At 68.4% G+C, this 13,970-nt stretch carries 12 protein-coding genes; 6 read left to right on the top strand and 6 right to left on the bottom strand.

What is annotated here, in order from left to right:
* Positions 1-6: 6 nt before the first annotated feature.
* Entirely contained in the window at positions 7-1,461 is a 1,455-nt protein-coding gene (locus tag ACFVU2_RS14855; protein WP_387875719.1) for a helix-turn-helix domain-containing protein, read from the bottom strand.
* 116 nt (positions 1,462-1,577) lie between these two features.
* Between ACFVU2_RS14855 and ACFVU2_RS14850 the strand changes: the two genes are divergently transcribed.
* Positions 1,578-3,488 (top strand): phosphoenolpyruvate carboxykinase (GTP), encoded by a 1,911-nt coding sequence (locus ACFVU2_RS14850; RefSeq protein WP_387875716.1) that lies wholly within the window; start codon positions 1,578-1,580, stop codon positions 3,486-3,488.
* 14 nt (positions 3,489-3,502) lie between these two features.
* Here the strand turns inward: ACFVU2_RS14850 and ACFVU2_RS14845 are convergent, their stop codons facing one another.
* Together ACFVU2_RS14845 and ACFVU2_RS14840 are read right to left on the bottom strand one after the other, a co-directional pair.
* Entirely contained in the window at positions 3,503-5,473 is a 1,971-nt protein-coding gene (locus ACFVU2_RS14845; RefSeq protein WP_387875713.1) for an ABC transporter ATP-binding protein, read from the bottom strand.
* Positions 5,474-5,530: 57 nt separating this feature from the next.
* The gene (locus ACFVU2_RS14840) at positions 5,531-5,746 is read right to left on the bottom strand and encodes a hypothetical protein (RefSeq protein ID WP_387875710.1); all 216 of its coding nucleotides are present in this window, start codon (positions 5,744-5,746) and stop codon (positions 5,531-5,533) included.
* 109 nt (positions 5,747-5,855) lie between these two features.
* Between ACFVU2_RS14840 and ACFVU2_RS14835 the strand changes: the two genes are divergently transcribed.
* From ACFVU2_RS14835 to ACFVU2_RS14825, 3 genes are all read left to right on the top strand, one after another.
* On the top strand, positions 5,856-6,782 hold the full coding sequence (locus ACFVU2_RS14835) for an ABC transporter ATP-binding protein (protein WP_387875707.1): 927 nt from the start codon (positions 5,856-5,858) through the stop codon (positions 6,780-6,782).
* Between the two features lie 88 nt (positions 6,783-6,870).
* Positions 6,871-7,632, top strand: coding sequence for an ABC transporter permease (locus tag ACFVU2_RS14830; RefSeq protein WP_387875705.1), 762 nt, complete (start codon positions 6,871-6,873; stop codon positions 7,630-7,632).
* Between the two features lie 17 nt (positions 7,633-7,649).
* Positions 7,650-8,459 carry an ABC transporter permease gene (locus tag ACFVU2_RS14825; protein ID WP_387875781.1) on the top strand — a complete coding sequence of 270 codons (810 nt, stop codon included), beginning with the start codon at positions 7,650-7,652 and terminating at the stop codon, positions 8,457-8,459.
* Positions 8,460-8,483: 24 nt separating this feature from the next.
* Here ACFVU2_RS14825 and ACFVU2_RS14820 read toward each other — a convergent pair whose 3' ends face one another.
* The 3 genes from ACFVU2_RS14820 to ACFVU2_RS14810 form a co-directional block, all read right to left on the bottom strand.
* Positions 8,484-8,786, bottom strand: a complete 303-nt coding sequence (locus ACFVU2_RS14820; RefSeq protein WP_387875702.1) for a hypothetical protein — start codon at positions 8,784-8,786, stop codon at positions 8,484-8,486.
* Between the two features lie 9 nt (positions 8,787-8,795).
* Complete coding sequence (locus tag ACFVU2_RS14815; protein WP_387875701.1) at positions 8,796-9,224, bottom strand: hypothetical protein; 429 nt, start codon at positions 9,222-9,224, stop codon at positions 8,796-8,798.
* Positions 9,225-9,310: 86 nt separating this feature from the next.
* A complete protein-coding gene (locus ACFVU2_RS14810; RefSeq protein ID WP_387875699.1) occupies positions 9,311-10,891 on the bottom strand; it encodes a hypothetical protein in 1,581 nt (526 codons plus the stop codon).
* Between the two features lie 280 nt (positions 10,892-11,171).
* Between ACFVU2_RS14810 and ACFVU2_RS14805 the strand changes: the two genes are divergently transcribed.
* Positions 11,172-12,371, top strand: coding sequence for a S8 family serine peptidase (locus ACFVU2_RS14805; protein ID WP_387875696.1), 1,200 nt, complete (start codon positions 11,172-11,174; stop codon positions 12,369-12,371).
* Positions 12,372-12,561: 190 nt separating this feature from the next.
* Positions 12,562-13,824, top strand: a complete 1,263-nt coding sequence (locus ACFVU2_RS14800; RefSeq protein ID WP_387875693.1) for a S8 family serine peptidase — start codon at positions 12,562-12,564, stop codon at positions 13,822-13,824.
* Positions 13,825-13,970: the final 146 nt, after the last annotated feature.

The following is a 13,970-nucleotide window of genomic DNA, read 5'->3' as shown; positions in this document are numbered from 1 at the left end:
GTCGCTCTACGCCCCCGAGTGCTGCTGCAGGAAGCGGTACACGTCCGAGTCGTCCACTCCCGGGAACGAGCCGGACGGCAGGGGCGACAGGATGTGGGCGTGCAGGCGGGCGCTGGGCCACGCCTTTCCCGACCAGCGGCCCGACAGCTCGGAGGGTGCGCGCTTGCAGCACGACTCGTCCGGGCAGCGGGACTCGGCCCGCACCGTCGTCTCGCGCCCGCGGAACCATTTGGCCTGGTCGAACGGCACGCCGACGCTGATCGAGTAGCCGCCCTCGGCAGTGGAGCCGACCTGCGTCGCGCACCAGAACGTCCCGACCGGGGTGTCGGTGTACTGGTACAGCTCGGTCGTCCGGTTGGTGTGGGTGAAGGCGCCGCGGGCACCCCACGCGCGGCAGACGACCTGGCCCTCGATGGAGCCCGTGACGTCGGTCGGCAGGGGGAGGCCGTCGTTCTCGTACCCCTTGTAGAGGGCGCCGTCGTCGCCGACCCGCAGGAAGTGCAGCGTCATGTCGAGGTGCGTCGTGGCGAGGTTCGTCAAGCGCAGCGCGGCCGCTTCGTGGGTGACGCCGAAGGCGTCGCGGAAGTCCTCGACGGCGAGGTCCTTCTCCTTCTTGGCCTCCGCGAGGAACGCGACCGCGGCCTCCCGCGGCATCAGGCAGCACGCGGCGAAGTAGTTGATCTCGAGCCGCTGCCGCAGGAAGTCGGCGTAGCTGTCGGGACGCTCGTGACCGAGGAGGCGGTGCGCCATCGCCTGCAGCGCCATCGAGCGCAGACCGTGGCCGCCCGGGATGGACGCGGGCGGGAGGTAGATCCGTCCGTTCTCCAGGTCGGTGATGGAGCGCGTGGAGCGCGGGAGGTCGCTGGCGAAGATCAGCTCGAAACCGAGCTGCTCGGCCATGACGCTCACCTCGCGGTGGGTGAGGGCGCCGCGCGTGTGCCCGGAGGCGCGCACGCGTTCCTCCGCCAGCTCTTCGATGGCGGGGATGTAGTTGTTCTGGGCGCGCATGCGCTCCCGGAGCTCCGTGTTGGCGCGCCGGGCCTCCTCCGGCGTGGCGATCGCCTCGGACGCACGCCGGGCGAGTTCACGGTGCAGCCCGACGATCGCCTCCAGGGTCTCCGTCGGCGTGCCCTTCGTGGGTTTCACCGCCGGCAGCCCGAGAGAGCCGTAGAGAGGGCCGCGCTGGGCGCGGGCGAGCTCGATCTCGAGGGCGGCGCGCTCGTCCGGCGGCTCGGTGGAGAGCAGGTCAGCCAGTTGGACGCCGAGGGCGTTCGCGAGGGTGACGAGCAGGGTGACGCGGGGTTCGCGCTTGCCGTTCTCGATGAGGGAGAGCTGGCTGGGTGCGACGCCGATCGCTGCCCCCAGTTCGTCGAGGGTCAGCCCGAGATTCGTGCGGAAGTGGCGGATGCGGTGGCCGAGCGTCGCGATGTCGGCGCCCGATTCGGCGGTGAACGGCTCCATCCGTTCACGATAGCGAAAGAATCGCGATTCTTTCCACCAAACTGCCCCTGATGTTGCCCAGAAGGTCACGGATGCTGGATTCAGACCACTTCTTTCCGACCGAGAGGACGACGGGAATGACCATCGCCGAGCTTCCGCTGACCGAGACCGGCCGCACCGACGCGGGCCGTGACGCCGACCACGAGGACACCGCATACGCCCCCACCACCATCGCGGCCTCCTCCTCCTCCGCCGCCTCCGGCCTCGCCGGCCTGCGCGCCTGGGTCGCCGACATCGCGGCGCTCACGCAGCCCGACGACATCGTCTGGTGCGACGGATCGCTGGGGGAGGCCGACCGTCTCACCAAGCAGCTCGTCGCCGAGGGCAAGCTCATCCGGTTGAACCCGGAGTGGCGCCCGAACAGCTTCCTCGCCCGCACCGACCCGGGCGACGTCGCCCGCGTGGAGGATCGCACCTTCATCTGCTCGGTCGACGAGACGGACGCGGGACCGACGAACAACTGGCGCGAGCCCGAGGGCATGCGCGCGGAACTCCGCGACGTCTTCGCCGGCAGCATGCGAGGCCGCACGATGTACGTCGTCCCGTTCTCGATGGGTCCCGTCGGCGGCCCGCTCTCGCAGGTCGGCATCCAGCTGACCGACTCGGCGTACGTCGCCGTCAGCATGGGGATGATGACCCGCGTCACCAGCACCGTCCTCGACCTGATCGCCGCCGGTCAGCAGTGGGTCCCGACCGTGCACAGCGTCGGTGCGCCCCTGATCGACGCGGACGGGCAGCGCCACGACGACGTCTCCTGGCCCTGCAACGAGACGAAGTACATCGTGCAGTTCCCCGAGACACGGGAGATCTGGTCGTACGGCTCGGGATACGGCGGCAACGCCATCCTGGCGAAGAAGTGCTTCGCGTTGCGCATCGCCTCGGTCATGGCCCGCGACGAGGGGTGGCTGGCCGAGCACATGCTCATCGTCAAGGTGACCTCGCCCGAGGGGCGTGCGTTCCACTTCGCCGCCGCCTTCCCGTCCGCGTGCGGCAAGACCAACCTCGCGATGCTGAAGCCGAGCATCCCGGGTTGGACGGTGGAGACGGTCGGCGACGACATCGCCTGGCTGCGGCAGGGGCCTGACGGCCGTCTGCGCGCGATCAACCCGGAGGCGGGCTTCTTCGGCGTCGCACCCGGGACGGGCGAGCTCACCAACTCCACGGCGGTCGAGACGCTCTGGGGCAACACCATCTTCACCAACGTGGCCCTGCGCGACGACGGCGATGTGTGGTGGGAGGGGCTGACCGACGAGCCGCCGGCGCACCTGACCGACTGGCAGGGCAACGATTGGACGCCGGAGTCGGGACGACCCGCCGCGCACCCCAACTCCCGCTTCACGGTGTCGGCCGACCAGTGCCCCGCGATCTCGGACGACTGGGACGCCTTCGACGGCGTCCCGATCGATGCCATCCTGTTCGGCGGTCGTCGCGCGACCAACGTGCCCCTGGTGGCACAGGCCCGCGACTGGACGCACGGCGTCTTCATCGGCGCGACCATCTCCTCCGAGCAGACGGCCGCGGCCGAAGGCACCGTCGGCGAGCTCCGGCGCGACCCGTTCGCGATGCTGCCCTTCTGCGGCTACAACATGGCCGACTACTGGGGGCACTGGCTCGAGATCGGGGAGAAGCTCGGCGCCGACGCCCCGGCGGTGTTCCAGGTCAACTGGTTCCGCAAGGGCGACGACGGCCGCTTCCTCTGGCCCGGGTTCAGCGAGAACGCGCGCGTGATCGAGTGGATCGCCCGCCGGGTGGAGGGCGGCGCCGGGGCGGTGGAGTCGCCGATCGGCCGCCTCCCGCGCATCGACGAGCTCGACCTGGACGGCCTGGACCTTCCCGACGAGGATGTCGCGGCGCTCTTCGAGGTCGACCGCGCCAGCTGGCTGGCCGAGTGCGACCTCACCGAGGCGTTCTTCGACCGCTTCGGCGGCCGCGTGCCGGCCGCGCTGAACGCCGAGCTCGCCTCCCTGCGCTACCACCTGCGCGCATAGCGGCCGCGGCCGGGTCAGACCAGCAGCTGGTGCTTCGCCAGGTCCCGATAGAGCGGGGTGCTGGCGACCAGCTCGGAGTGGGTGCCCACCCCGACGACCCGGCCGTGGTCGAGCACGACGATCTGGTCGGAGTCGACGACGGTGGAGAGCCGGTGCGCGATGACGAGCAGGGTGCGATCCTCCGCGACGGCGTCGATCGCCTCCCGCATCAGCTGCTCGTTGCGCCCGTCGAGGCTGGAGGTCGACTCGTCGAGCAGCAGCACGGGCGGCGCGGCGAGCAGCGCGCGGGCGATGGCGAGACGCTGGCGCTCGCCGCCGGAGAGCATGATGCCGTCTTCGCCGACCGGAGCCGCCAGTCCGAGCTCGTTGCGCTCGAGCACCTCGGTGAGGTTGACCGCGTGCAGCACGTCGATGCAGGCCTGGTCGGTCGCGTACGGCGCCGAGAGGGTGAGGTTGTCGCGGAGGGAGCCGGCGAGCACGGGGGCGTCCTGCTCGACGTAGCCGATCTGCTCGCGCAGCGATGTGCGCTCGAGGCTCCGCACGTCGAGGCCGCCGAAGCGAACCTCGCCGCCCTCCACGTCGTAGAACCGCTCGATCAGGGCCAGGATGGTCGACTTGCCCGCGCCGGACGGGCCGACGAGCGCGGTCCGCTTGCCGCGCGGCACGGTGAAGCTCACCCCGTGCAGCACCCCGCCGTGAGGCGCGGGGGGCGTCCCGTCGGTGCCGGTTCCGGCCGCGACCTCCGCCTCGGCGACCACATCCACCCCGCCGAACGCCTCGGCGGCGACGCGCTCCACGGATTTCGGTGCGGACGTGGGGGCGGTCACGCCCGGTGTCGTCTCGTCGTGCTCTGGATAGGCGAAGTGCACGTCGGCGAACTCGATCGCCGGAGCCTCCGGGGCGAGCCCCTCGTTCGCCGCGCCGACCGTCCACGCCAGCGGCGCGATCTCGCGGTCGCGCTGGTCCTCGGTCGGCAGGTCGAGGATCTCCTGGATGCGGCCCAGGGCGCCGAGGGCCGAGTTGACCGCGGCGATGGCGCCGAAGGCCTGGCCGAGCGGCAGGATCATCATGAAGAGGAAGAGGATGAACGCGACGAGGTTCGCGACCGTGATCGCGCCACTGGCGACGCGGAATCCGCCGACACCGAGCACGACCAGGAACGACACCTGCATCGCGATCCCGGCGACCGGCACGACGAGCGCCGAGATCTTCGCGACCTGGATGCCCATCTTGTACGCGCCGGTGGCGTTCTCGTCGACGGCGGCGATCTCCCGGTCGGTGGCGTTGGCGGCGCGGATGGTCCGCACCGAGCTGATCGCCCGCTCCACGGCGGCGGCCAGGTCGCCGACCTTGTTCTGCGCCTTCTGGCTGGCGACCCGGATGCGACCGGAGAGCAGGGTGACGACCGCGATCGACACGGCGACCACCAGCACCGTCAGGCCCAGGAGCACCGGGTCGATGATCAGCATCGCGATGAGCGCGCCGACGAAGGTGAGCGCCCCGCCGATCGCCTCGACGAGCCCCTGGGTCAGGACCGCGCGCAGCAGCGTGGTGTCGGAACCGACGCGCGAGACGAGGTCGCCGGTGCGCCGGGTGTCGAACTCGCTGATCGGGAGGCGCAGCATCCGGCCGACGAGCTTGCGGCGGGACGACAGCACCACGCCCTCGCCCGTGCGCTGGAGCAGGTAGTGCTGGTAGCCGGAGATCAGACCCGAGACCACGACGAGGGCGACGAGACCCCAGACGATGCCGCCGAGCGCGCCGCCCTTGCCGACGATGTCGATCACCTGGCTGACCAGGAGCGGCTGGGCCAGGCTCGCCGCCGCGCCGAGCACGCTCAGCACGATGACGACCGCCAGCACCTTCTTGTGCTCGAGCAGGTAGGGGAGGAGCTGGCTGAAGCGGGCGCGGGGTCCGGCGTCGTCGGGGCGCCGGGAGAAGGGGGAGCGGCGTCGGGGGGACGCGGCGGGCTGCTCGGTGGTCATGGTCTTCCGTTCGGGGATGCTTCGGTTGCGACGAGGGGAGGGCAGACGGAGGGCGGTCTACATCCGACCGTACTTCTTGTGGACTGCCTGTTTGCTGACACCCAGGGCGAGCGCGATGAGCTGCCACGTGGCGTTCGCGTTGCGCGCCCGCCGGACGGCCACCGCCTCGATCTGGTCGAGCTCGCGGTGCAGGCGGGAGATGGCGCGCAGGGCGACGATCGGGTCGTCCGACCCGGCGTCGCCGGCGAGGGTGCGGAGCGTGCTGCTGTCCATGCGGTCAACCATAGTTGACATCTCGGTTCTCGTCAATGCACGTTGACGTCCAGGTGGGATCCCGGGATCACCTGCGGGATGTCCCCGGCCGGGGCTACAGTGCAGAACTATGCCGACGCCCGTCATCACCGCCACCGACCTCGTCAAGACGTACAAGGACTTCCCGGCAGTGGACGGCATCAGCTTCCAGGTCGAAGCGGGGGAGTCGTTCGGGCTGCTCGGCCCCAACGGTGCGGGCAAGTCGACGACGATGCGCATGGTCGGTGCCGTGTCGACCCGCACGGGTGGCGACCTCAGCATCCTGGGCCTCGACCCGGATCGCTACGGCCCCGAGATCCGCTCCCAGCTCGGCGTCGTGCCGCAGGCAGACAACCTGGACACCGAGCTGCGGGTACGCGACAACCTCATCGTCTACGGCCGCTACTTCGGCCTCCCCTCGGCCCGGGTCCGCCGCCGCGCGGACGAGCTGCTCGAGTTCGCGCAACTCGAGGACAAGGCGAAGGCCAAGGTCGACGACCTCTCCGGCGGCATGAAGCGTCGGCTCACCATCGCGCGGGCGCTCATCAACGATCCGCGCATCCTGCTGCTCGACGAGCCGACGACCGGGCTCGACCCGCAGGCGCGGCACATCCTCTGGGACCGGCTCTTCCGCCTGAAGGAGCAGGGCACGACGTTGCTCCTGACCACGCACTACATGGACGAGGCCGAGCAGCTCTGCGACCGCCTGGTCGTCGTCGACAAGGGGCGCATCATGGCCGAGGGGTCGCCCGCGTCCCTCATCCGCGAGTACTCGACGCGCGAGGTCCTGGAGGTGCGGTTCGGCTCCGACCGCAACGCCGAGGTCGCGGGACGGCTCGACGGCATCGGCGAGCGGGTGGAGGTGCTGCCCGACCGCATCCTCGTCTACAGCGACGACGGCGAGGCCGAGCTCGCACGCCTCACCGAGCGCGGACTCCATCCGCTCACCAGCCTGGTGCGCCGCTCGAGCCTGGAGGACGTCTTCCTGCGGCTCACCGGGCGGAGCCTGATCGAATGAGCGCGCACGTCGAAGCCGTCGCCTCCCCTTCTCCGGAGGCCCGGCGCTCGCCGCCGCGACGCGCCCGCGCCGGTTCGGTGCCTGGTACGTGGCCGAGCACCGGTTCCGCGTCATGCGGTCGTACCTGCAGACGCTTCTCGTCACCGGCTTCGGCAATCCCCTCCTCTACCTCTTCGCGATGGGGGTCGGGCTCGGGAGCCTGATCAGCGCGAACACCGGACCGGACGCCATCGACGGCGTCAGCTACCTCGCGTTCGTCGCCCCGGCGCTGCTCTGCACCGCCGCCGTGACGGTCGCGAGCGAGGAGTTCACCTACCCGGTGATGCTCGGCTTCAAGTGGAATCCCACCTTCTTCGGCATGAACGCCGCACCCATCGCCCCGGGCCAGATCATCGACGGCATCGTCATCTCGGTGATCGCCCGCCTGCTCGGCACGAGCATCGTCTACTACGCCTTCATGCTGCTCTTCGGCGCCGTCCCGGGACCCTGGGGCTGGGTGACCGTGCTCGTGGCGACGCTCGTCGGCCTCGCCTTCGGAACCCCCGTCATGGCGTACGTCGCGACCCTGGAGCAGGACACCGGCCAGATCGCCATGCTGATGCGGTTCGTCCTGCTGCCCATGACCCTGTTCTCCGGCACCTTCTTCCCGTTGTCGAACATGCCGGACTTCCTGCAGTGGATCGGCTGGATCTCCCCGCTCTGGCACGCCACCGAGCTGTCCCGGGTCTTCGCCTACGGGTCGCCCGAGCCGCTGTGGCTCACGATCGTGCACGTCGTCTACCTCGCCGCGCTCGCCGTCGTGTTCTGGCTTTGGGCGCGCCGCATCACCGGGAAGAGGCTGAACAAGTGACCGCCACCGACGACCGGATGACCGCGGACGTCCCGCGGTCGCGTCCGCTGCGCGCGCTCTACGCCGGCAACGCGACCTCGGTGATGCAGCGCGGCTGGCGTGCCACCCGCAGCACCAACTGGCTCGTCATCGTCTCCGGCTTCTTCGAGCCGATCTTCTACCTGCTCTCGCTCGGCATCGGGCTGGGCGGCCTCGTCGGCCAGGTGCACACCTCCACCGGCCAGCCCGTCTCGTACGCCGCGTTCATCGCGCCCGCGCTGCTGGCGACCGCCGCCATGAACGGTGCCGTGTACGACTCCACCTGGAACGTCTTCTTCAAGATGCACTTCGCCAAGCTGTACGAGGGGATGCTCTCCACTTCCCTCGGCCCGCTCGACGTCGCGCTCGGTGAGATCCTGCTCGCGCTCGCCCGCGGAGCCCTGTACGCGCTCGGCTTCATGCTCGTGATGCAGGCGCTCGGCCTCAACCTGTCGTGGTGGGCGCTGCTCGCACTGCCGGCCGTGCTCCTCATCGCCTTCGGCTTCGCCAGCTTCGGGATGGGCGTCACCAGCTACATGAAGACCTTCCAGCAGATGGACTGGATCAACTTCGTCCTGCTGCCGATGTTCCTCCTCTCGGCGACCTTCTACCCGATCACCGTGTACCCGGAGGCGATCCAGTGGATCATCCGCGCCCTCCCGCTGTGGCACGGCGTCGAACTGGTCCGAGGCCTCACGACCGGCGCCGTCGGGGTCGGGATGCTGTGGCACGTCCTCTACTTCGTCGTGATGGTCGTGCTAGGCCTCATCCTGACCACGCGCCGATTGCGCGCGCTGTTCCTCGACTGAGGGCGGTCTTTCGACCGCTCGCCGTCAGAACGCCCGGCTGATCGCGCGCAGATCCGTCGCGCTCTGCTGATCGGCTCCCAGCAGTTGGTCCACCGTCGCCAGGATGTCGTCGGAGGTGCCCTTCATCATCGACGCGACCGTCGGCAGCGTATTCGCGAGCGCACTCGTCGCGTCATTGAACGCGGCGTCGAAGTCCTCGGTGCCGTCGATCCCGGCGGCGACCCCGCCGGGGAACCGCGTCGCCAACTCCCGCACTGCAGCGAGGGTGTCCGCGATGCCACTCGCCGCCTCCGCCGCTGTGCGGCGATCGGCAGTGATCCGCTTCATGCCCGCTCCTCAGAACTTGTCCAGCGCCGACATGCCCTCGGGGAGGAGGAAGCAGGGCGACCCGGCGTAGATGCTCAGTTCGGTCAGATCCTTCGTGGCGGGCGCGATGAGGTATCCCTCTCCGTCGACGCCCGCAAGGTCGACACGACGGAATCCGGACGGGTTCTTGTCGATCGAGACGGTGAATCTCGAATCTTTGTAGTGCTCAGCGATCGAATCGACCAGCTCGTCGATGTCACGCGGAGCGGTGAACGTCAGAGAGGTCAGCCCCATCCAGGAGTAGGCGTCACTGGGCTTGCACTGACGAACGTGCGATACCTGCTCGGTTCTGCGTTCCGCGATCCAATCCGAAGGAATCAAGCCGACGAGTTCGTCCTGCATCTCCAGCGACTGTGCCTTACCGTCCTGCGGCGTGCGCGTCGAATCGAACGTCTCCATCGGTGTCAAACCCTTTCCTGTCGTGCCTGTACATGCCGCCAATCCGGCGAGGAGCATGAGAACTATCGGCAGTTTCCACACGCGATTCATGAACCGAAAATCTCCCAATTGATGGCGTCGAGGACCGCCCGGTTCGCTTGCGAATTCGAGGCGATCAAGTTGTGGTTACCGAACAGGTCGAATGCAGAGGGGGCTTCGTAGTACGGGTCATAGGAGAACCCGCTGTCCGGTCTGCGTGGCACGTTGTTCTCACCGACCACACCGAACTCCTGGGCGTACTGGAGGATGTCCGGGTAGGAGTAGTCCCGGTACGTCGTCGACGGATCCGGGGTCCATCCCTCGGGCATCCAGGCGCCGGAGAGGGAGATGACCTGGTCGTAGTGCGCACCGGCATCCTCGGAGGCGGTGATGTTCGCAAGTCCCCAGCTGTGGCCGATGGCGGTGGTCTGCGAGTATGTGTACTGCGGATTCGCGGCGACGCCGCGTTGCAGCGATGCCAGCCGTTCCGCGGTCGTCGTCGTGGATGACGCCGAGTTCGCTTCCAGAATGCGCGTCATGTTCGGCTCGCCGAGAGTGGTGTCGTCTTCGCCGGGAAAGGCTCCGTCCTTCGTGACGAAGACGAGCGCTCCCGGACGGTCCTGCACGAGCGCGTTCGCCATCGCCTGCACCCCGCCCTTCCAGAAGTCCGGCAACCCGGTGAACGTTCCGGGGTTGTAGTAGATCACGTTCGTAGGGGTCTGCGAGAGGTCGCCGACCACCTCGATCACGCGCGACGCGTCGCGGTCGTAGAGATAGAGCTGCACGAATCCGTCGACCGCGTGCTTCAGGTATCCGTTCTCGGTCTCGAGCAGGGCGATCCTGTTCGCGGTCTCGGGACTGGAGGGGAGTGCGCGCAGATGCGCCAGCTCCGATTCGTTGTCCGCCAGAGCGGCGGCGGCATTCGTGCGGTTCGCCGCGACGCGCACGGCCGGAGGCAGGCCGTCGAGCCGACCGAGGAACGGGGCGACGTTCGCGAGGAGCATCGTGCGCTGGGCGTCGGTCAGGGTGGTCCACCATCCCCAGACCTTCTCCGGGTCCTTCGAGAGCAGCGCAGCGAGCCGGGCCTGCTGGGCCGGCGAGAGCGCTGCCAGCTGAGCGGGTGTGAGCCGGCTGAGCGCGCGCAGACCGCCGGGCGCATTCGCTTGGCCGGGCTGGGTGCTGCCGGGAAACGCACCCGACGCCAGGTCCGCGGCCAGCGGCTTCAATTCGGACGCCAACGCGCGCAATTCCTTCACGACCGTCGTGTATGCGCGCTTGGCGTCCTGCTCGTTGGAGCGCTCGAGCGCCGCTTTCGCAGCAGCAGCAGCCTCGGCGCGCATCGGCGGCGCAGTGCGGGTGGCGATCTCGTGCGCGACGCGGCCCGCGTGGTCGAGCTGATCGTTCGCCCGGGTGATCAGCGACGGGACCTTAGACGCACCGTCGGCGATCGTGATGAGCGCCCTCCGGCGACTCTCGAGCAGCGACTCGGCGGCGAGCCCCGCCTCCCCGCTGAACCCGACATCCGAGCGAGCGCGTTGCGCCGCGTGAGCGACATCCCCCAGCGTCTCGCCGGCCTTCGTGAACGCGGCCGCCATTCCGTACCGTGGTGCACCCGCGAGAGCCGCGAGCTTCGAAACGTATTCCCCCATACGGCTCGACGATACCGGCGGCTCTAAGCACCCACCACCGTGCCCGCACCTGATTTTGACCGCCCTCGGTGGCCGATGGATCGTCGGACGGTGCCCCCATCACCGGCGAGATCGGCGGCGCGCCATCCGTGATACTTGTTGTGGATCTCGCTCTCGGGGTCCCGGGGAAGGTCGCCGGCGCTGGAGTTCGGACGCCGGAAGGCAGCGATTGCACGGATGCGCGTTGTGCGCGACGGTTGCAGGATGGGGTGCGATGAAGTCGAGGGAAGCCCTCCGAGGCATGTTCGCGGGCGTGTTCGCGATGGCTTTGGCGACGGCTCCGGCGGTGTCCGCGACGGCCGACACGACCGACGGCAACTGGTGGTACGACTACTACGACGTCGGCCAGGCGCACGCCCAGGGTTGGACCGGCAAGGGCGTGAAGATCACGGTGATCGACGGTCAGATCAATCCCGACCTTCCCGTGTTCTCGGGTGCGGATCTGACGATCGACAAGACCTCGTATTGCGACGCGTCCCCCTTCATCACGGAGGCGAACGAGACTTCTGTGCACGGCTCATCTGTCACAGCGCTTCTGATCGGCAATGGCACCGGAGCCGGCGCGGTCAAGGGCATCGTCCCCGATGCGTCGGTGAGATTCGAGGGTTACGGAACCCTGGACTGCAAGGGGGCCGGGGGAAAGACGACCGAGTTCGGTCGTGCGCTGCAGGCGGCAGTGGACTCGGGGAGCGACATCGTCACGACCTCCATCGGGACCACTGCACTGTCGAAGCCCGACCTGGCTGCGCTGGCAGGTGCCCTGGCGAAAGGCGTCATCGTGGTCGCCGCCGTACCGAACGCGTCGACAGAAGGCTCCGACCTCCCCTCCGGGGCCAACGGGGTCGTCTCGGTGAACGCCCTCGGGCAAGACGGCACGATTCAGGCTCATGACGGGGCGACGACCATCAATCCGGAGGTCACCGTCCTCGCGGCCGGAGTTGGTATTGCCACCAACGGAGATGAACAGTCGGCCAGCTGGGACAGTAGCTATCGGGCGATCGGTTCGTCGTTTGCGACGCCCCTGGTGGCTGGAATGCTGGCCGCCGCGAAGCAGAAGTACCCCGACGCCTCGTCCAATCAGCTGATTCAGTCGTTGATCCACAACACGACCCCGGACGACCACGAGTTGATGCGGGACGAGAAGACCGGCTTCGGCTATGGCCCCGTGTCTCTGACGCACCTGCTTGCGGTCGACCCGGTGCAGTACCCGGACAAGAACCCGCTCCTCGACAAGGCATACGCGAAGCCCACGGCCGAGCAGGTCGCGGACGTTGGCACTGCGGCGACGGCCGCCCCGACGGCGAAGGTCGGCACGGGTGGCGAGCTACCTGGCAGTGGTGGAGTTCCTGTTCCCCTGATCGTGGGAATCGTGGTCGGGGTGGTCGTCATTGCCGGGGTCGTCGTCATTGTGGCCGTCCTCGGCGGGCGACGGAGAAAGTAGACGAGCGGTGTCGCATGAGGCGCGACCGGACTGACCCGGCGGGTCCTCCCATGATTGGCGGTAGACGAACCATCCGTGATACTTGTGGGTGGGGTCTCGGGGGTATGCCGCCGGCGTTGACGTTGCGGGCCCCGAAAGGCAGTGGCCGCACGGATGCGCGGTGTGCGCGACGGTTGCAGGATGGGGTGCGATGAAGTCGAGGGGAGCCCTCCGGGGCATGTTCGCGGGCGCGCTCGCCCTGGCGTTGGCGACGGTTCCCGCGGTCTCCGCGATGGCCGACACCGGCTCCAGCTGGTGGTACGACTACTACAACGTCGGGCAGGTCCAGTCAGAGGGGTGGACGGGCGAGGGTGTCAAAGTCGCGGTCATTGATCGACAGATCAATCCAGAGCTCCCCGTGTTCCAGGGCACGTCACTGACCGTGTCCGACGCCATGTCTTGTGCGTCTCCGGTGACCACGACAGCCGTTACCCGTGACTCCCGACACGGCACGAACATCACCTCGCAGCTCATCGGCAACGGGCAAGGTCCGAGCGCGGTGAAAGGCATCTCACCGAAGGCCGACGTCACCTTCTATGGTCTGGGCGCAGGGGACAAATGTCCTACAGAGGTTGTCGGTGGACGTGACTTGAGCGACTTCGGTCAGGCCCTTCATGCGGCGGTCGCCGATGGGAACAGTATCGTCACCACTTCCGTCGCGTGGGATGCGCTTACGTCCGGGGATGTCACAGAGCTTGCGAAGGCTATTGCCCACGGCGTGGTCGTCGTCGGGTCGACCAACAACGACCCCAGCCAGAACACTGCTTTTCCGGCAGCCTCGAACGGCGTGGTTGCTGTGAACTCGATCACTAGCGCGGGCGCAATCCAGCCGGCTGAGAACGATCCGAGCGTCCCCAACATCGTCGACGAGGTGACCGTGGTCGCTGCCGGGGAGGGGCTTGCGGGAATCGGCGACGTCGAAGCCGGCAGCTGGACTGCGACATCGACATCGGGCGCTTCTCTCGCGACGCCAATCGTGGCGGGCATTCTGGCTGTGGCGAAGCAAAAATATCCGAAGGCGACGGGCAACCAGCTGGTCCAGTCGCTGATTCACAACACGACGCCGGAGGATCACGCGTTCGTGCGTGACACGACGAGCGGTTTCGGCTACGGCCCGGTTTCACTCACCCATCTCTTGGCGGTGGACCCGACGCAGTACCCGGACGAGAATCCCCTGCTGGACAAGGCCTCGGGTGAGCCGACGGCGAAGCAGATCACGGATGCGGGCGGTGCGCCGACTGCTGCCCCGTCGGCGACGCCCGGGGCGGCTGTTCAGTCACGGGACGGTGGTGGCATTTCTGTACCGCTGATCGTGGGGGTCGTCGTCGGTGTTCTCGCCGTCGTCGGTGTGATCGTGGTGATGGTCGTGCTCGGCGGCCGACGCAAGAAGAAGACAACAGGGGGTATCGCATGAGCAACCGAACCTGGGAGACGCGCCTTCGCGCACTTTCCACGACGGCGACGGATGTCCGGCTGCCAGCAGCAGACCGGATCAGGCAGCAGTTCGACGATCTAAAATCGGCCTTGGACAAGGCAGCGAGCGAGAGCGGTCTCCAGGGG

It is taken from the genome of Leifsonia sp. NPDC058194 (genome assembly GCF_042883605.1).
Taxonomy (GTDB): domain Bacteria; phylum Actinomycetota; class Actinomycetes; order Actinomycetales; family Microbacteriaceae; genus Leifsonia.
Note: the sequence above shows the minus strand (reverse complement) of the source record. Positions and strands in the feature narration are given on the sequence as shown.

Excerpts from the sequence above, each read along its gene's own strand:
- ACFVU2_RS14855 (WP_387875719.1), bottom strand. The coding sequence starts at position 1,461 with ATGGAGCCGTTCACCGCCGAATCGGGCGCCGACATCGCGACGCTCGGC.
- ACFVU2_RS14850 (WP_387875716.1), top strand. The coding sequence starts at position 1,578 with ATGACCATCGCCGAGCTTCCGCTGACCGAGACCGGCCGCACCGACGCG.
- ACFVU2_RS14845 (WP_387875713.1), bottom strand. The coding sequence starts at position 5,473 with ATGACCACCGAGCAGCCCGCCGCGTCCCCCCGACGCCGCTCCCCCTTC.
- ACFVU2_RS14840 (WP_387875710.1), bottom strand. The coding sequence starts at position 5,746 with ATGGACAGCAGCACGCTCCGCACCCTCGCCGGCGACGCCGGGTCGGAC.
- ACFVU2_RS14835 (WP_387875707.1), top strand. The coding sequence starts at position 5,856 with ATGCCGACGCCCGTCATCACCGCCACCGACCTCGTCAAGACGTACAAG.
- ACFVU2_RS14825 (WP_387875781.1), top strand. The coding sequence starts at position 7,650 with ATGACCGCGGACGTCCCGCGGTCGCGTCCGCTGCGCGCGCTCTACGCC.
- ACFVU2_RS14820 (WP_387875702.1), bottom strand. The coding sequence starts at position 8,786 with ATGAAGCGGATCACTGCCGATCGCCGCACAGCGGCGGAGGCGGCGAGT.
- ACFVU2_RS14815 (WP_387875701.1), bottom strand. The coding sequence starts at position 9,224 with ATGGAGACGTTCGATTCGACGCGCACGCCGCAGGACGGTAAGGCACAG.
- ACFVU2_RS14810 (WP_387875699.1), bottom strand. The coding sequence starts at position 10,891 with ATGGGGGAATACGTTTCGAAGCTCGCGGCTCTCGCGGGTGCACCACGG.
- ACFVU2_RS14805 (WP_387875696.1), top strand. The coding sequence starts at position 11,172 with ATGTTCGCGGGCGTGTTCGCGATGGCTTTGGCGACGGCTCCGGCGGTG.
- ACFVU2_RS14800 (WP_387875693.1), top strand. The coding sequence starts at position 12,562 with ATGAAGTCGAGGGGAGCCCTCCGGGGCATGTTCGCGGGCGCGCTCGCC.